Raw genomic sequence first — 17901 nt, forward strand, 5'->3', positions numbered from 1 at the left:
CCCAGCTAGACTACTGGGTTGATAGGCCGGAGATGTAAGCACGGTAACGTGTTGAGTTGACCGGTACTAATAGGCCGAGGGCTTAACCACCCTATACTTTGTGTTCTGCGTCCACTGTGTGATTCACAGCAAACGAACGACCACCCCCGAGAGATTGGGGTTGCTGGTTTGTTCTGCTGATGGCTGTTTCGGTGGTCATAGCGGAGGGGAAACGCCCGGTTACATTCCGAACCCGGTAGCTAAGCCCTCCAGCGCCGATGGTACTGCACTCGGGAGGGTGTGGGAGAGTAGGACGCCGCCGGNTGCGTCCACTGTGTGATTCACAGCAAACGAACGACCACCCCCGAGAGATTGGGGTTGCTGGTTTTTTCTGCTGATGGCTGTTTCGGTGGTCATAGCGGAGGGGAAACGCCCGGTTACATTCCGAACCCGGTAGCTAAGCCCTCCAGCGCCGATGGTACTGCACTCGGGAGGGTGTGGGAGAGTAGGACGCCGCCGGACTCAACTTGTGGAAAGGCCCACCCGGGTTATCGGGTGGGCCTTTCTGCATTTCCGGAGAAGTCAGCGGGAGGCAGCGGCAGCGGCCGGCCGGGCACGCCGGTATGCTGGGTTCGGGCCGTGACTGGCGCGTTCGGATGGTTGACCATCGGGGAGCGGCTCCGTCGAGACGACGACATGCCGTGCGCCTGGGCCTCTTCGCTACGTGATAGGGAGGTCCCATGTCTGCTGAGTTGAACGCCGAGTCCACCGCTTTCCGGTCCGCGCTCGATGTGGTCCGGACGGTCGACCCGCGAATCGCTGACGCGATCGCGAAGGAGCTCACCGACCAGCGCGAGTCACTGAAGCTGATCGCGAGTGAGAACTACGCTTCTCCGGCCGTCCTGCTCGCCATGGGCAACTGGCTCTCCGACAAGTACGCGGAGGGCACCGTCGGCCGTCGGTTCTACGCCGGCTGCCAGAACGTCGACACCGTCGAGTCCATCGCCGCCGAGCACGCGAAAGAGCTCTTCGGCGCGCCGTATGCGTACGTGCAGCCGCACTCCGGCATCGACGCCAACCTGGTGGCCTACTGGGCGATCCTGGCCGACCGGGTCGAGGTGCCGTATCTGAAGAAGTTCGAGAAGCGGCAGATCAACGACCTGACCGACGCCGAGTGGGCCGAGCTGCGGCAGGCGTTCGGCAACCAGCGGCTGCTGGGCATGTCGCTGGACGCGGGCGGTCACCTGACCCACGGCTTCCGGCCGAACATCTCCGGCAAGATGTTCGACCAGCGCAGCTACGGCGTGGACCCGGCGACCGGCCAGATCGACTACAAGGCCCTGCTGGAGAGCGCCAAGGAGTTCAAGCCGGCGGTCATCGTGGGCGGTTATTCGGCGTACCCGCGGAAGGTGAATTTCGCGAAGATGCGGGAGATCGCCGACGAGGTGGGCGCGACCTTCATGGTCGACATGGCGCACTTCGCCGGGCTGGTCGCCGGTGGTGTCTTCACCGGGGACTACAACCCGATCCCGCACGCGCACATCGTCACCACCACCACCCACAAGAGCCTGCGTGGCCCGCGTGGTGGCGCCGTCCTCTGCCAGCCGGAGCTCGCGCCGCAGGTGGACCGGGGCTGCCCGATGGTGCTCGGTGGCCCGCTGCCGCACGTGATGGCCGCCAAGGCGATCGCGTTCGCCGAGGCCCGCCGGCCGGAGTTCGCCACCTACGCCCAGCAGATCGTGGCCAACAGCCAGGCGCTGGCCGAGGGCCTGCTGAAGCGGGGTGTGCAGCTGGTCTCCGGCGGCACCGACAACCACCTGGTGCTGCTGGACGTGCACCCGTTCGGCATCACCGGCCGGCAGGCCGAGCAGGCCCTGCTGGACTCCGGCATCGTGACGAACCGCAACGCGATCCCGAACGACCCGAACGGCGCGTGGTACACCTCCGGCATCCGGGTCGGCACCCCGGCGCTGACCAGCCGTGGCCTGGGCGTCGCCGAGATGGACCAGATCGCCGAGCTGATCCACTCGGTGCTGTCCGCGACCACCCCGGCCGAGGGTTCGAAGGCGAAGTTCACCCTGGACCCGGCGCTGTCCGACCGGATCAGCAAGCAGGCCACCGAGCTGCTCGCCCCGTTCCCGCTCTACCCGTCGGTCTCTCTCGGCTGACTCGGGACGATCTCCGCTGAGCCCGCCGTGACCCGGTCACGGCGGGCTCAGTCGTGTTCCCCAGAAGATCAAGGACCAGGAACCGGAGCAGCCCGTACGGGCTTCGTGGTCGAGGTCAGACCGTGTGCCGATCTGTGGCTTGAATCGAGCCGCAAGTCGGCACACGAACGGAGCCCCCGCCGCCGGGCGGCCGACTTCCTCACGCCGAGATTCCTCACCCGCCGAGATTCCTCACCCCCCGAGATTCCTCAACCGCCGCGATTCCTCAAGCGCCGCGGGTGGGCGTCGATCTGGACCGTATGTGGTTCCGCCGAGCCCGCCCGCGAGCGCGGAGCACCTCACACCTGTTCGCGACGTACGCCGCGGCCAGTCTGGTCCCGGTGCTGGCTCTGGGCGCGCTGGTGTTCCGGGACTACCACCAGGACGCGGCCGAGCAGGGCCGGGCGCAGGGGCTGGCGCAGGCCGGTGTGATCACTCAGATGGTGATCGCGCCCGCCTTGAACAGCGGTGGCTCGCCGTCGCTGGCGGGCGCCGACCTGAGCCGCCGGGGGCTGACCGCCGAGCAGGACGCCCGGATGCGGGAGGCGACCGGGCTGGCCGTCTACAACGGATCGGTTCAGCATCTGCGGCTGCGCGGTTTCACCGGCCGGGTGATCTTCTCCGACGACGGGTCGACGAGCAGTGGGGTGCCGACCACCGATCCGGATTTCCAGGCCGCGGTGAACGGGGAGTCGCGGGCCCGGGTGATCACCGGCCGGACCACCACGATCCGGGTGATGCAGCCGATGTTCGCCAACGCCACCGGGCAGTCGGTGGGTGTGGTCGAGGTGTATTTGCCGTACCAGGAGATCGCCGCCCGGCTGGAGCAGCAGATCAACCAGACGTTCTGGCGGATCGGCGCCGGGCTGGCCGCCCTCTATCTGGTGCTGGCACTGCTGGCCTGGGTGACCACCCGGTCGTTGCACCGGTACGCGGCCGCCCAGCGGTACGACGCCCAGCACGACGCGCTGACCGGGCTGCCGAACCGTGGTGCGTTCCGCGGCTGGGCCGAGGAGCGGGTGCGGCAGGCGGCCCGGGACGGTGGCCGGGGTGCGGTGGTGCTCGTCGACCTCAACCGGTTCAAGGAGGTCAACGACACCCTCGGCCATCACGCCGGTGACGAGCTGCTGCGTGAGGTGGCGGCCCGGTTCCGGGAGAGGCTGGGCCCGCGGGACATCCTGGGCCGGCTGGGCGGTGACGAGTTCGCGCTGCTGCTGCCGGGCCGGGACGCCGACGAGGCGGTGGCCTTCCTGTCCGGGGTGCGGGACCGGCTGACCGAGGAGATCGTGCTGGACGGGGTCTCGCTCAACATCGAGGCCAGTTTCGGCATCGCCCTCTACCCGGAGCACGGCCACGACCTACAGGAGCTGAAGCGGCGTGCGGACGTCGCGATGTACCAGGGCAAGCGTGGCACCGTCGACATCGTCGTCTACTCCGGTGAGGGCCAGACGCATCAGTGGCTGGTGGTGCAGGCGGAGCTGCGGCACGCCCTGGAGCGTGACGAGCTGGTCCTGCACTACCAGCCGAAGGTGGGTGTGGCCGACGGTGATGTGCGCGGCCTGGAGGCGCTGGTGCGCTGGCGGCATCCGGAGCGCGGGATGGTGCCGCCGGGTGACTTCCTGCCGGCCGCCGAGCACTCCGGCCTGATCGTCCCGCTCACCGAGTGGGTGCTGCGGCGGGCGCTGGCCGACCAGGTCGGCTGGACCGCGGCCGGGCAGCCGTGGGCGGTGTCGGTGAACGTGTCGGCCCGCAATCTGGAGGTGCCCGGGTTCCCGGCGCTGGTGGCGGATTTGCTGGCGGAGACCGGCACCCCGCCGGGGCGGCTGATGCTGGAGGTCACCGAGACCGCGCTGGCCGGTGACGCGGGCACGGTGGAGCGGACGATCGGTGAGCTGGCGGCGCTCGGGGTGGGCATCTCGGTGGACGACTTCGGGGCCGGGTACACCAGCCTCTCGCATCTGCGTGGTCTGCCGGCCACCGAGATCAAGATCGATCGGGCGTTCGTCATGGATGTGGCGCACGACCCGCAGAGCCGGGCCATCGTGCGGTCGGTGATCGAGCTGGCGCACGGTCTGGGCAGCCGGGTCACCGCCGAGGGGGTGGAGACGCCCGAGGTGTACCGCTGGCTGATCGAGGCCGGTTGTGACGAGGCACAGGGCTACCTGATCGGGCGTCCGGTCCCGTGGCCGCAGGTGGCTCCCGAGTTCGTTGTTCCCGACGTCGAAGGGGTAAGCCGATGAGGGTCCGTGGTCTCGCCGTGCTCGGGATCGTCGTTCTCCTGGCGACCGGCGGTTGTACGCGTGCCGAGCCGGTCACCGCCGGTGGGCTGGACGAGGTGGCCGCCGTGACCAGGGACGCGGCTCTGTACGAACGGTTGCCGGGGACCGTACGGGACAGGGGTTTCATTCGTTTCGTGACGGACGCCAGCTATGCGCCGATGGAGTACTTCGCGGCTGACGGCCGTACCATAATCGGGTTTGAACCTGATCTTGCGGCGGCTCTGGGCAATGTGCTGGGGATCCGGGTGGAGATGGTGATGGGTGATTTCGCCACCTCGCTGGACGAGGTGAACGACGGCACCTATGACGGGGTGCTGTCCGCGATGACCGACACCGGGCAGCGGCGCGAGCGGGCCGACTTCGTGAACTACTTCAACACCGGCACCTCGATCCTGGTGCAGCGGGGCAATCCTCGCGGTATCCACACCCTGCTCGACCTGTGTGGCAACTCGGCCGCCGTCAAGAAGGGCACCTATCAGGAGAAAATGCTGCTCACGCTGCGCAAGACATGCTCCGACCGGGGGCTGACCATGCACAGTGTGGCGACGAACGCGGACGCCCTGGTGGAGTTGCGGACCGGGCGGGTGACCGCGGCGCTGCAGGACTTCCCGCCCGCCTCGTTCGTCTCGACCGACGAGCGGACCAGCGCGTTCTTCCAGCTGGCGTCGGAGGAGCAGTACGAGCCCGGCCTGTTCGGCATCGCGGTGGACAAGGGCAACACCGAGCTGCGGGACTGTCTGCGGGACGCGTTGCAGCGGCTGATCGACTCCGGTGTCTACGCCGATCTGCTGGCCCGCTGGGAGCTGACGGCGAGTGCGGTGCCGGCCGCGACGGTGAACGGCACATAGAAATACATGGCTCACTACACACTTGAGTAGTAAGCTACACGCGTGAGTAGTGACAGTGACCTGACCGCGCGTGCCCGGATCCGGGACGCGGCGATCGCCCTCTTCACCGAGCGGGGCATCGCCGGCGCCACCATCCGGGACATCGCTCAGGCCGCCGGCGTCTCCTCCGGGCTGCTGCGGCACCACTTCGGTTCCAAGGAGGGGCTGCGCGACGCCTGCGACGAGTGGGCGCTGAGTCAGATCGCGCAGATGCAGATGCGGTTCATCGACAACCAGGCGCTCGGCGCGGTGCTGCCCGAGGCGCTGGTGTTCCAGCACTATCTGGTGCGGTCCCTGATGGACGGTTCGGCCCGTGGCGCGGCCATGTTCGCCTGGGCGGTCGAACGCGGCGAGCAGTGGCTGGCCGAGACCGATCTGCGGACGTCCGACCCGCAGGCCTTCGCCGCGGTCCTCGGCGCGCTGAAACTGGGCATGTTCCTGATGCGCGACCAGTTGAGCGCGGTGCTCGGCGAGGACGTCAGCGAGCCGCACGGCCATCTGCGCATGACCCGGGCCTCGGTGGAGATCTTCAGCCAGCCGCTACTCACCCCTGAGCAGGCCGATCGCACTCTTCAGGAGCTCGATCGGCTGGAGCGTTCCTGGACAGGAGAGAAGGGGCCATGGCAGATGCCATCGATGCCGACGGACTGATCAAGCGATTCGGGGCGGTCACCGCCCTGGACGGCCTGGACCTGACGGTCCGGACCGGGGAGGTGCACGGCTTCCTCGGGCCGAACGGGGCCGGCAAGACCACCACCATCCGTGTGCTGCTCGGCCTGATGCGGGCCGACGGGGGCTCGGCCCGGCTGCTCGGCGGCGACCCGTGGGCCGACGCCACCGCGCTGCACCGCCGGCTGGCGTACGTGCCGGGTGATGTGACGTTCTGGCCCAACCTCACCGGCGGTGAGGTGATCGACCTGCTCGGGCGCCTGCGCGGCGGACTCGACACGGCCCGCCGCGACCGGCTGATCGAGCGGTTCGAGCTGGACCCGCGCAAGAAGGGCCGGGCCTACTCCAAGGGCAACCGGCAGAAGGTGGCGCTCGTCGCGGCGCTCGCCTCCGATGTGGAGCTGCTCATCCTGGACGAGCCCACCTCCGGGCTGGATCCGCTGATGGAAGAGGTCTTCCGGGAGGTGATCCTGGAGGAGAAACGGCGCGGCGACCGCATCGTCCTGCTGTCCAGCCACATCCTCTCCGAAGTGGAGGCGCTCTGTGACCGGCTGACCATCATCCGGGCCGGCCGGACGGTGGAGACCGGCACCCTCGACGACCTGCGGCACCTGACCCGCACCACGATCCGGGCCGAGCTGACCGGCCCGGTGAACGGGCTGGCCGATCTGGCCGGGGTGCACGACCTGACCGCCGGGGACGGCCGGGTCGCCTTCGACGTGGACGCCGACGCGCTGGAACCGGCGCTGCGCTCGCTCGTCGACGCCGGGGTGCGCAGCCTGGTCAGCCAGCCGCCGTCGCTGGAGGAGCTGTTCCTGCGGCACTACACCGGGGAGCGAGCCCGATGACCGGGACGTTCGCCCTGCTCCGGCTGGTGCTGCGGCGGGACCGGATCGTGATGCCGCTCTGGGTGCTCGGTCTGGGCCTGCTGCCCGCGGTGTACGTGACCGGCTTCGACACCCTGTTCAGCACCGTGGCGGAGCGGATCCAGTACGCCCGGATCAGTGCCGCCAACGCCGGCTTCGTCGGGCTGTACGGCCCGCTGCGCGGCGACAGCGTCGGCGAGCTGGTGGTCTGGCGGGGCGGGTTCGTGCCGGTGCTGATCGGGCTGGCCGCGCTGCTCACCGTGCTGCGGCACACCCGCGCCGACGAGGAGGCCGGGCGCACCGAGTTGATCCGGGCCGGGGTGGTCGGGCGGTTCGCGCCGCTGGCCGCCGCGGTGCTCGCCACCGTGCTGGCCTGCACGCTGCTGGGCGTGCTGGTGGCGGTCACCCTGATCGGGCAGGGCCTGCCTGCTGCCGGTGCGGTGGCGCTGGGCGTGGTCTTCGCCGTCACCGGCTGGCTCTTCGCCGGAGTCGGTGCGGTCGCGGCGCAGCTCAGTGGCAGCGCGCGCGGGGGCCGTACGACAGCGGTCCTGGTCCTCGGGGTGTCCTTCGTCCTGCGGATGGGCGGCGACGTGTCGGCGCTCGGTGACGGCGGCCTGTCCTGGCTGTCCTGGCTGTCCCCGATCGGGTGGGTGCAGCGGATCTTCCCGTTCGGGGCGAACGACTGGTGGCCGGTGCTGCCCGCGATGGTGGCCGTGCTGGTCACGGTGGCCCTCTCGGGGTATCTGTCGACCCGCCGGGACCTCGGCGGCGGTCTGCTCGCCGGGCGGCTCGGACCGGCTTCCGCGGCCACCTCGCTGCGCTCGCCGTTCGTGCTGGCCTGGCGGCTGCACCGGGGTCTGCTGTTCGGGTGGACCGCCGGGTTCGCGGCGCTGGGGCTGGTCTTCGGCGGGGTCAGCGGCAGCGTGGTGCAGCTCGCCGGGGACTCCAGCGCACTGGGTGAGATCTTCACCCGGCTCGGCGGCAGCGACGCGATCATGGACGCCTACCTGGCCTCGATCGCGCAGACCTCGGCGCTGATCGTCGCCTGCTACGCGGTCCAGGCCGCGCTGCGGATCCGCGACGAGGAGCAGAGCGGGCACGCCGAGGCGGTCCTGAGCACCGACGTCAGCCGGTGGGCCTGGGGTGCCGGCCATCTGGTGTTCGCGCTGGCCGGACCGGCGGTGGCGCTGACCGCCGAGGGACTGGCCGCCGGTCTGGTGACCGGGGATCCGGGGTCCGTGCTGCCCGCGGTGCTGGCCCAGCTGCCGGCCGTGTGGGTGCTGGCCGGGGTGACCGCGCTGCTGGTCGGGGTGGTGCCGAAACTGGCCGGCGCGGCGTGGGCGGTGGTCGCGGTGGCGCTGGCCATCCTGATCGTCGGGCCGCTGCTGCGGGTCGATCAGTGGGTGCTCGACCTGTCACCGTTCACCCACGTGCCGCATCTGCCGGGGGACCGGTTCACGGCCGTACCGCTGCTGGTGTTGACCCTGATCGCGGCCGCCCTCGGCGTCGCCGGGCTGCTCGCCCTGCGCCGCCGGGACGTCCCGGTCTGACCGGAGACTACGAGGCGTAGATCGAGTACTTCGCGGTCCAGCGGTTGGCGGTGCCGAACGAGGACGGCCAGGTGCCGAAGGCCCGGGGCTGGCTCCACGCGCCCTGGTCGATGCCGCCGGTGTCGTAACTCAGGTTGTTGTCGCCGTTGGTGTTGTACATCAGCCAGTACGCCGTGTTCGGCGCGAGTGTCGCGGCGACCGGCCTGCTGTTCCACGAGTTCGCGGACAGCGTGCCGGTCGCACTCGACGCGACCAGCGTGCCGGGTGCGCCGTTCACGTCGCTGTAGATCGCCACCTGGTACTGGTCGGCCGGCGCGGCCCGCACCGTCTTGAGGTGCACGGAGATCTGGCTGATCGTCAGTGCGGTGGCGCCGTTGACGAACCGGGAACCGTTCATGAAGTTCGCCGCCCCGGTGTCCAGCGAGCCGCCGACCTGGTCGTAGCCGAACCGTGGCGCGCTCGGGTCGGCGGTGGTGAACGAGAACCGGTGCTCGTCGGCCAGAGCGTTGCCGGCCGCGTCGGTCACGCCGGTCCGGACGGTCACCGTGTACGAGGTGGCGGCGGCCAGTGCCGCACCCGGTGTGATCGTCGCGGTCTGCGAGCCCGGGTCATAGGTCACGGTCCGGTTGACCAGGGTGTTCCCCGGGCCGCGCAGTTCCAGCCCGGCCGGTGTGACGGTGCCCGCGGCCATGCTCTCGCTGAACCGGACGGTGACCGGCGCGTTCGGTGCGACTCCGGTGGCGCCGTCGGCCGGGGTGGTCGAGGTGACCGTCGGCGCGGTGGTGTCCGGGCCGGTGGTGGCGTAGATGGAGAACTTCGCGTTCCACCGGCTGGACGTGCCGAACGTCGCCGGCCAGGTGCCGAACGCGGTGCCGGTGCTCCACGCGCCCTGCCCGGTGGTGCCGGTGTCGTAGCTCAGGTTGTTGTCGCCGTTGGTGTTGTACATCAGCCAGTACGCCGTGTTCGGGGCGAGTGTCGCGGTGACCGGCCGCGTGTTCCACGAGTTCGCGGTCAGTGTGCCCGAGGCGCTGGTGGCCAGCCGGGCGCCGGGCGAGCCGTCGTCGTCGGCGTAGATCGCGAGCTGGTACTGGTTGTTCGGCGCCGCCTGCACCGCCGTCGAGTACACCGACATCGAGCTGACCGCCGCCGCGGTGGATCCGGTGACGAACCGGGAGCCGTTCATGTGGTTCGCCGCGCCGGTGTCCACCGACGCCCCGACCTGGGTGTGCCCGATCCGCTGCGCCGCCGGAGCGGTCGTGTACGTCGCGGTGTAGGTCGTCGGCGTCGTGGGCGCGACCAGGTCGTGGGTCTGCGCCCCGCCGTCGGACCAGGACGCGAAGGTCGAGGAGCCCTGCGGTGACGGTGCGGACACCGAGTTGGTCGAACCCTTGATCACGGTGCGGGTGAACGGCGTGGTGCCGGACGTCGAGCCGACGGTGAGCTGGAGCCCGGACGGCACGGTGGCGAAGTCCAGGTCGACCGTCTCCGGATCCAGCCGGCGCTGCACCGTATGGGTCAGGCCCTCCTGGTCGGTGGCCGTCAACCCCAGCTCCAGATAGGACGGGTACTCGTGGTCGGGCGCCTCGAACGACCCGGACGCCACCCCGGTCCAGGTGCGGATGGCGTGCTCGTGGCAGTTGTCCGGCGCGGAGCAGTGGTGCATGACCAGATCCCAGTCCAGACGCGCCGCGGGCAGGGCGCCCTGCTGCGGATCGGTGGCGTGCCCGGAGAAGCCGATCGTGTCGCCGACCTTCCAGGTGGTGCCCACGGCCGGCGTGTCGATGATCGCCGTCGGGGCCTCGTTGCCGGGCGTGACGGCGACGGTGCTGGTGCCCGTCGCGTTCAGGGTGTCGGTCACGGTCAGCCGCGCGGTGTACGAGCCGGTCGTGGTGTAGGTGAACGTCGCCGTCGGGGACGTCGAGTCGGTCACCCCGTCGCCGGTGAAGTCCCAGGCGTACTTCAGGCGTCCCTCGTCGGCCGGATCCGGGTCGGTGGAGCCGGTGCCGTTGAACGTGACGGTCAGTGGCGCCGGGCCCTGTGTCGGGGTCGCGTCGATGACCGCGGTGGGCGGCTGGTTGCCCGGGAAGTAGCGCACCCGGCGGATGGTGCCGCCCAGGTCGGCGTAGTACAGCTCGCCGCCCGGCCCGACCTCCAGGTCGACCGGGGAGGCCGCGTCGGACATGAACGTCTGCAGGTTGCCGGCCACCGGCAGGCCGCCCGGCGTGGACGGCAGCGACGCCCAGACGCACCGGCGCGAGTAGTCGGCGAAGAAGACCGCCCCGCGGTACGCGGCCGGATAGGCGCCACCGGACGTCGGATAGAACGCCACGCCCGTCGACGAGGAACTCCCGGTCGGGCAGGCCTCGCCCGCGACCAGCTTGGACGAGTGGTTCCAGGCGACGAACGGTGCGGTGTGCGTACCCGCCGGGGCGGTGTAGAGGCTCTCGCAGATCGGCAGGTTCGCGTTGTCGTACCCGGACTGGCGGGCATTGCCCTCCCAGCACGGCCAGCCGAAGTTGGTCACCCCGGCGGTCGGGTTCACCACCCGGTTGACCTCCTCCCAGGTGGTCCAGCCGGTGTCCGAGATCCAGGTCTCGCTGGTGCCCGGCCGCATGGTGATCCGGTACGGGTTGCGCAGGCCGTTCGCGACGATCCGGCGGGTGTCCAGGTCCGCCGAGCCGATGTTCGGGTTGCCGGGCGCGGCGGCGCCGGTGGCCGGGTCCAGCCGCAGCAGCGTGCCGTCCAGCTGTGTCTCGTCACCCGGGGTGCGGATGTCCTGGGCCCGCAGCGCACCGCCCTCGTTGACCGGGTCCGCGCACGGGTTGGTCGGGGCCCCGGAAGGGAACTGGCCGTAGTCGACCGCGCTGAAACTCGCGCCGTCGCCGGCCGCGACGTAGAGCATGCCGTCCGCGCCGAAGGCGATGTCACCGACCGAATGGCTGGGGAACTGCTGACACCAGTCGTGCAGCAGCACCTGCTCGGTCCCGGTTATCGTGTCGCCGTCGGCCCGCAGCCGGGAGAGCCGGCCGGTGACCACACACCGGCCGTTGTTGGCGTTGGCGCACACGTCGTTCCAGACCGGGGCGGTCTGGCCGGGCGGCGCGTCGTAGGTGTAGAGCACGTAGACGTACGGGTCGGCCGGGAAGTTTGGCGCCAGCGCCATGCCGAGCAGGCCCCGGTCCCACTGGTTGTGCACATTGGCCGACAGGTCGGCGAACACCGTCGGGGTGGTGTCGGCGAGGTCGTCGAACACCTTGATCCGCCCGCCCTTCTCGGCGACGAAGACCCGCTCGTCCGCGGCGAACTCCAGGTCGACCGGTGAGCTGAGGCCGCTGAAGACGATCTGCTCCTGGAAGCCGCTCGGCAGCGTCACCGCTGCCGCCGGTGGTGGGCCGACGAACCACGACATCGCGATCACGGTCATGGACGTGATGAAGCCGCCGAGCACACGCCGAAGCACGGGTGTCCCCTCCCCGTTGAATGACAGAAATAGACCTACATCGCTCCGCTGAGTAATGGCGATCCTAAGGGGACGGTGGGGCCGGACGGCGTCGGCTGTCCGACTCGACAGTCCGCCGACCGGTCAGAACCGGCCGTACGACCGGATGATGAACGTCGATGTGAGGCTGACGCGCGGCACGCCCGGATGCTTGCATGCACCGGTGGATCTCGCTGCGCTCGGCCGGTGGTGCGCCCGACGGCGACGGCCCGTCATCGGTGCCTGGCTCGTCCTGCTCGTCGCCGGGCTGGTCCTCGGCGGCCAGGTGTTCGACCGGCTCGGCACCGTCGACAGCCTGCCCCCGGACGCCGAATCACAGGTCGCCGACCGGCGGATCGACCAGTTGCAGCCGGAGGGGCCGGTGGTCGTCGCCGTCGTCGCCGGCCGCGATGTGTTCGATCCGGCCCTGGTCGCGGACGTCACGGCGGTCGCCGAAGCGATCCGGGCGATGGGCGGCGTCACCGAGGTGGAGGACCTGTACGGGGCGCCGGGCGGCCGGATCGGCGCCGGCAACCGGAGCTCGCTGATCCGGGTCGAACTGGACCGCGGCCTGCCGGACCACCGGCGGGAACGGGTGGAGGACGCGGTCGCCGAAGCGTTGCACCGCATCGACGCGCCCGAGGTCCTGGTCGGCGGCGAGAAACTGGCCGAGCGGGCCTTCGCCGAGCAGGCCATCGCGGACGCGGCGTTCGGTGAATCGGTGGCGATCGCCGTCCTGCTGGTGGTGCTGGTGCTGCTCCTCGGCGGGTTCGTGGCCGGTGCGATCCCGTTCGTGACGGCGCTGGCCACGGTGGCCGTGACGATGCTCGGCCTGTTCGGGCTGACCGTTTTCACCGAGCTGAGCCAGTTCACCGTCAACGTGCTCACCCTGCTCGGCATCGGGCTGGCCGTCGACTACGCGCTGCTGATGGTGTCCCGGTTCCGGGAGGAGCGCGCGGCCACCCCCGACGCCCCGGTCGCCGAGCTGGTCGCCCGGACCGGTGCGACCGCCGGCCGTACCGTGCTGTTCTCCGGGCTCGCCGTGGCCGCGGCGATGGCCGGTCTGGCCGTGTTCGCCGACCCGCTGCTCGGCGCGATGGCGCTGGGCGGCGCGGCGGCGGCCCTGTCGGCCACCGCGGCCGGGCTGACCGTCGTACCGGCGCTGATCACCGTGGCGCACCGCCGCATCCCACCCACCCGGCGCCGGGCATCCGGCGGGGTGTTCGCGCACCTCGCCGCGTTCGCGCAGCGCCGGCCCGCCCCGGTGGCGTTCGCCGTGGTGGCCGGCCTGCTGGCGATGTCGTTGCCGTTCCTGTTCGCCGTCGAGTTGGAGAATTCCGACGCCCGAGCGCTGCCTGCCTCGGCCGAGGCGCGCCGGTTGCAGGAGGCGGTGCGCAGCGACTTCAACGCCGGTCAGGCCGACCCGGTCGTGGTGGTGGTCGACACCGACCCGGCCGGTGCCGCGGTCCGGGACTTCCTGGACACGCTCGGCACGCTGGACGGCGTGCTGCGGGTGGCACCGCGCCCGGACATCACCGCCCCGGCCGCGATCGTCGACGTCACCCCGGAGGACGGGACGTCCCGGGACGTGGTGCGGGCGATCCGGGCGCTGACTCCGCCGTTCCCGGTGCTCGTCGGTGGTCCGGCCGCCGAGTCGGCCGACTACCGCGACTCGGTGGCCGCCCGGTTCCCGGTCGCGCTGCTGATCGTGGTGCTGTCCGCGGCCGTGCTGCTGTTCGCGCTGACCGGTTCGGTGGTGGTGCCGGTCAAGGCGCTGCTGATGAACGCGCTCACCCTGCTCGCCACCCTCGGGGCACTGGTCGTGGTGTTCCAGTGGGGCGTCGGCGACACACTGCTCGGCTTCGACTCGTGGGGCGCGATCGACGTCACCACACCGGTGCTGCTGTTCGTGTTCGTCTTCGGGCTCTCGATGGACTACGAGATGTTCCTGATCGCGCGAATCAGCGAGGAGCGTGCCGTACGCGCCGGGATCGTCAAGTCCGGGCCGGTGGTCGCCGCCGCGGCGCTGTGCAGTGGCGTGGTGTTCGCCGGGTTCCTGCTCGGTGACCTGATCGCGGTCAAGGAGATCGGCTTCGCGATGTCGCTGGCGTTGCTGCTGGACGTCACGGTCGTGCGCGGGCTGCTGCTGCCGGCGCTGATGAGCCTGCTCGGCGAGTGGAACTGGTGGGCGCCGGAGTGGCTGCGCCGGCCGCACGAGCGCTGGTTCGCGCCCGTGCGGCCGACCGCAGAGGCTAGTGACTGCCGGGACGCTTCGGCAGCACCAGTTCCTCGTGGTCCAGCTCCCGGTTGAGGACCCGCAGGTTGTCGTCGCTGAGCCGGCCGGCGTCGCGCCAGCGCAGCAGCTCCTCGCGCTCGGCGTCGATGACCGCCTGGCGGACCATCAGCGCCGCCTCGTACTGCGGCGACGACGGCACCTCCTGCGACTCGACCTGCTCCAGCAGGTCCAGCCGGCGCCGGTAGCGGTCCAGGCGGACCTGGAGCTGCTTGCGCATCTGCTCGATCGCCTCGTCCTCGACGTTGTCGTGCTGCTCCTCCTGGATGTCGTCGAGCCGGTTCAGAGCCGCCTGGACGGCCGCCGAACGGGCCTCGTTGCGCAGCCGGGCCTTGTCCTTCTTGTCGGCGCGCAGGCCCAGCCAGCGGACCAGCGGCGCGAAGGTGAGGCCCTGGCCGACCAGGGTGACCAGCACGACCACCAGGGCGCAGAAGACCAGCAGCTCCCGGTTCGGGAAGTCCTGCGGCAGCGCGAAGATGGCCGCCAGGGTGATCACGCCACGGGTGCCGGCCCAGCTCAGGGCGGTCACCTCCCGGCCGTTGATCGGCGCCTCCTTGGCCGAGTCCTCCGTGTCGTCGTCCTGCTGGCCGCCCAGCCGCAGGTGCAGCTGGCGGGGCAGCAACTGGGTGATCACCAGCCAGAGCGGGCGGATCAGCAGCACCGCGCCGAGCGTGATCGACAAGGCGATGGTGATCTGGGTCCAGGAGTAGTTGCCCAGCGCGCCCACGATCGCCCGGACCTGCATGCCGATCATCAGGAAGACGACGCCCTCCAGCAGGAAGTCGATCAGCCGCCAGACCGCGCTGGTCTGCAGACGGCTCGCACCGGTGGTGTACCGCGGGGTGTCGTGCCCGACCATCAGGCCGGCCACCACGACCGCCAGCACGCCGGAGAGGTGCCAGTGCTCGGCCACGAGGAAGGCGGCGAGCGGCGTGATGATGGACAGCGCGTTGGCGCTGAGCGGGTCGGAGCGCAGCGGGCGCAGGAACCGCACGATGTAGGCGACCGCGACACCGATCAGCACACCACCGGTCGCCGAGATGACGAACTGGCCGACCGCCGACGGGAACGAGAAGTCGCCGTTCTGCTGGGCGGCGATCGCCACGGTGAGCAGGGTCAGCGCGGTCGCGTCGTTGAGCAGGCCCTCACCCTGGATCAGGGTGATCAGCTTGCCGGGCAGGCCGGCTTTACGCCCGACGGCCAGTGCGGCGACCGGGTCCGGCGGGGCCACCGCCGCGCCCAGGGCGACACCGGCGGCGAGGGTGGCGCCGGCCACCCAGTAGGAGAAGCCGACACCGATGAGCAGCGCGGTGATCAGGACCAACACCACGGAGAGACTGATCACCGTACGCATGTTGCGCCTGATGTCGAGCAACGAGGAGTCCAGTGCCGCGTTGTAGAGCAACGGTGGCAGGATGAAGTACAGGATGATGTGCTCGTCCAGGATCAGGTTGTGCCCTGGCAGGTACGAGTAGACGATCCCGACCACCGTGAGCAATACAGCGGCGGGGAGGCCGGTCTTCTCCGTGACCCAATGGACCAGGATGATCACCCCGACGGCGCCCAGGGCGAATAACAGGATCTCCTCGTAGCTCATACGATCATTCTTGCGGCTGCTCCAAGCCGAGTTGGTCGCGGGCTGCGGTCAAAGCGCCGCGATTCTCCTCGATCACCGGGGTCGCACCCTCGACGATCCGGCGGACGGCCGGGTCGGTGCTGACCGCGAGCACGATGCCGGCGAGCTTGGCGGCCCGCTCGTAGTTCGCGATCTGGGTGGTGACGAACAGCGCGTCGAAGTCGGCCGGCGAGGCTGCTCGGTACTGCTCGGCGAGCTGTGTCTGCTCCGAGTTCGGCTCGTCCGGCAGGTTCACGTCAAGGCGCTTGGAAACGGCCCTGACCTGGTAATCCAGCTTCTTGTGGTAGTTCGCGAACCGCTTGCCGAGACGGCGTACGACCGGGCTCTCGCTCTTGCGGGCGGCCAGCTTGCCGGCTTTGATCTGGGCCAGGTTCCCCTGGTGCGCGGCGATCAGGAACTCGGCTTCCGGGCTGGCCGGGCGGGCGGCCACCGCGGCGCTGCCGGGCAGGACCAGCAGAGCTGCGAAACCCAACGTAAAAATCATGTGACGCAAAGACATATTCGCAGCATAAGTGGGACAAGTCGGTCGTAAACGCGGCGCGCCCGGCCGTCTCCGAGACGGCCGGGCGCGGTGATCAGAAAACGATCAGTAGCGGTAGTGCTCCGGCTTGTACGGGCCCTCGACGTCCACGCCCAGGTACTCGGCCTGCTTCTTGGTCAGCGTGGTGAGGCGGACACCCAGCGCCTCCAGGTGCAGCCGGGCCACCTTCTCGTCCAGGTGCTTCGGCAGCACGTAGACCTGCTTCTCGTACTCGCCCGGCTTGGTCCACAGCTCGATCTGCGCCATCACCTGGTTGGTGAACGAGTTCGACATCACGAAGCTGGGGTGACCGGTGGCGTTGCCCAGGTTCATCAGGCGGCCCTCGGAGAGCACGATCACCGAGTGACCGTCCGGGAAGCGCCACTCGTGCACCTGCGGCTTGATCTCCACCTTCTCGACGCCCGGGACCTTGGCCAGGCTGGCCATGTCGATCTCGTCGTCGAAGTGGCCGACGTTGCCGACGATCGCGTTGTGCTTCATCGCCGCCAGGTGGTCGGCGGTGATGATGTCGGTGCCACCGGTGGTGGTGATGAAGATGTCGGCCTCGCCGATGACGTCCTCGATCCGGACCACCTGCATGCCGTCCATCGCGGCCTGCAGCGCGCAGATCGGGTCGACCTCGGTGACCACCACGCGGGCGCCCTGGCCGCGCAGCGTCTCCGCCGAGCCCTTGCCGACGTCGCCGTAGCCGCAGACCACGGCCAGCTTGCCGCCGAGCATCACGTCGGTCGCCCGGTTCAGGCCGTCGACCAGCGAGTGGCGGATGCCGTACTTGTTGTCGAACTTGCTCTTGGTGACCGCGTCGTTGACGTTGATCGCCGGGAAGAGCAGCGTGCCCTCCTTGGCCAGCTTGTAGAGCCGGGCCACACCGGTGGTGGTCTCCTCGGTGACACCCTTGATCTCGGCCGCGATCTTGGTGAACCGCTGCTTGTCGGCCGCCAGGCTGCCGCGCAGGGTCTCCAGGATGATCGAGTACTCGTGGTTGTCGTTCTCGGTGGTCGCCGGGACCGCGCCCGCCGCCTCGAACTCGACACCCTTGTGCACCAGCAGGGTGGCGTCACCGCCGTCGTCCAGGATCATGTTCGGGCCCTGGCCGTCGCTGAACTCGAACAGCCGCATGGTGGCCCACCAGTACTCCTCCAGCGACTCGCCCTTCCAGGCGAAGACCGGGACACCGGCCGGGGCCTCGACCGTGCCGGTCGGGCCGACGACGGTGGCGGCGGCCGCCTCGTCCTGGGTGGAGAAGATGTTGCAGGACACCCAGCGGACCTCGGCGCCCAGCTCGACCAGCGTCTCGATCAGCACGGCGGTCTGCACAGTCATGTGCAGCGAGCCGGCGATCCGGGCGCCACGCAGCGGCTTGCTCTCGCCGAACTCCTTGCGCAGCGACATCAGGCCGGGCATCTCGTGCTCGGCGAGACGGAGCTGGTGGCGTCCGGCCTCGGCCAGCGAGAGGTCGGCGACGGCGAAGTCGAGACCGTTGACGGATCGAAGTTTGTCGCTCATTAAAAGAGGG

The 17901-nt window shown here is 70.0% G+C and carries 11 protein-coding genes, 3 rRNA genes and 1 riboswitch; of the genes, 10 read left to right on the top strand and 4 right to left on the bottom strand.

Annotated features, from left to right (window positions below):
- The 9 genes from ACQ0O7_RS03790 to ACQ0O7_RS03830 all read left to right on the top strand — a co-directional run.
- A 23S ribosomal RNA gene (locus ACQ0O7_RS03790) occupies positions 1-90 on the top strand; the annotation flags it as partial.
- 97 nt (positions 91-187) lie between these two features.
- Positions 188-304, top strand: a 5S ribosomal RNA gene (rrf, locus tag ACQ0O7_RS03795).
- 80 nt (positions 305-384) lie between these two features.
- A 5S ribosomal RNA gene (rrf, locus tag ACQ0O7_RS03800) occupies positions 385-501 on the top strand.
- A gap of 107 nt (positions 502-608) precedes the next feature.
- Positions 609-699, top strand: a riboswitch (ZMP/ZTP riboswitch).
- A gap of 20 nt (positions 700-719) precedes the next feature.
- A complete protein-coding gene (locus tag ACQ0O7_RS03805; protein WP_430780338.1) occupies positions 720-2147 on the top strand; it encodes a glycine hydroxymethyltransferase in 1428 nt (475 codons plus the stop codon).
- Positions 2148-2446: 299 nt separating this feature from the next.
- Positions 2447-4426: a putative bifunctional diguanylate cyclase/phosphodiesterase gene (locus tag ACQ0O7_RS03810; protein ID WP_430780339.1), complete on the top strand. Its 1980-nt coding sequence runs from the start codon at positions 2447-2449 to the stop codon at positions 4424-4426.
- Positions 4423-5313, top strand: a complete 891-nt coding sequence (locus ACQ0O7_RS03815; protein WP_430780340.1) for an ABC transporter substrate-binding protein — start codon at positions 4423-4425, stop codon at positions 5311-5313. The genes ACQ0O7_RS03810 and ACQ0O7_RS03815 overlap by 4 nt, the downstream gene beginning before the upstream one ends.
- 42 nt (positions 5314-5355) lie before the next feature.
- Positions 5356-6003, top strand: coding sequence for a TetR/AcrR family transcriptional regulator (locus ACQ0O7_RS03820; protein WP_430780341.1), 648 nt, complete (start codon positions 5356-5358; stop codon positions 6001-6003).
- Positions 5973-6869, top strand: coding sequence for an ATP-binding cassette domain-containing protein (locus tag ACQ0O7_RS03825; RefSeq protein ID WP_430780342.1), 897 nt, complete (start codon positions 5973-5975; stop codon positions 6867-6869). The genes ACQ0O7_RS03820 and ACQ0O7_RS03825 overlap by 31 nt, the downstream gene beginning before the upstream one ends.
- A complete protein-coding gene (locus ACQ0O7_RS03830; protein ID WP_430780343.1) occupies positions 6866-8437 on the top strand; it encodes an ABC transporter permease in 1572 nt (523 codons plus the stop codon). The genes ACQ0O7_RS03825 and ACQ0O7_RS03830 overlap by 4 nt, the downstream gene beginning before the upstream one ends.
- Before the next feature lie 7 nt (positions 8438-8444).
- On the opposite strand, the gene ACQ0O7_RS03835 is transcribed toward ACQ0O7_RS03830, so the two are convergent.
- Complete coding sequence (locus tag ACQ0O7_RS03835) at positions 8445-11861, bottom strand: PQQ-dependent sugar dehydrogenase (RefSeq protein ID WP_430780344.1); 3417 nt, start codon at positions 11859-11861, stop codon at positions 8445-8447.
- 238 nt (positions 11862-12099) lie between these two features.
- Between ACQ0O7_RS03835 and ACQ0O7_RS03840 the strand changes: the two genes are divergently transcribed.
- Positions 12100-14226 (top strand): MMPL family transporter, encoded by a 2127-nt coding sequence (locus tag ACQ0O7_RS03840; RefSeq protein WP_430780345.1) that lies wholly within the window; start codon positions 12100-12102, stop codon positions 14224-14226.
- On the opposite strand, the gene ACQ0O7_RS03845 is transcribed toward ACQ0O7_RS03840, so the two are convergent.
- From ACQ0O7_RS03845 to ahcY, 3 genes are all read right to left on the bottom strand, one after another.
- A complete protein-coding gene (locus ACQ0O7_RS03845; protein ID WP_430780346.1) occupies positions 14168-15805 on the bottom strand; it encodes a Na+/H+ antiporter in 1638 nt (545 codons plus the stop codon). The genes ACQ0O7_RS03840 and ACQ0O7_RS03845 overlap by 59 nt on opposite strands.
- A 4-nt stretch (positions 15806-15809) precedes the next feature.
- Positions 15810-16316, bottom strand: coding sequence for a DUF4142 domain-containing protein (locus ACQ0O7_RS03850; protein ID WP_430780347.1), 507 nt, complete (start codon positions 16314-16316; stop codon positions 15810-15812).
- A 114-nt stretch (positions 16317-16430) separates the two neighbouring features.
- A complete protein-coding gene (gene ahcY, locus ACQ0O7_RS03855; RefSeq protein WP_430780348.1) occupies positions 16431-17891 on the bottom strand; it encodes an adenosylhomocysteinase in 1461 nt (486 codons plus the stop codon).
- Positions 17892-17901: the final 10 nt, after the last annotated feature.

Source organism: Actinoplanes sp. G11-F43 (assembly GCF_050589265.1).
Taxonomy (GTDB): Bacteria; Actinomycetota; Actinomycetes; order Mycobacteriales; family Micromonosporaceae; genus Actinoplanes.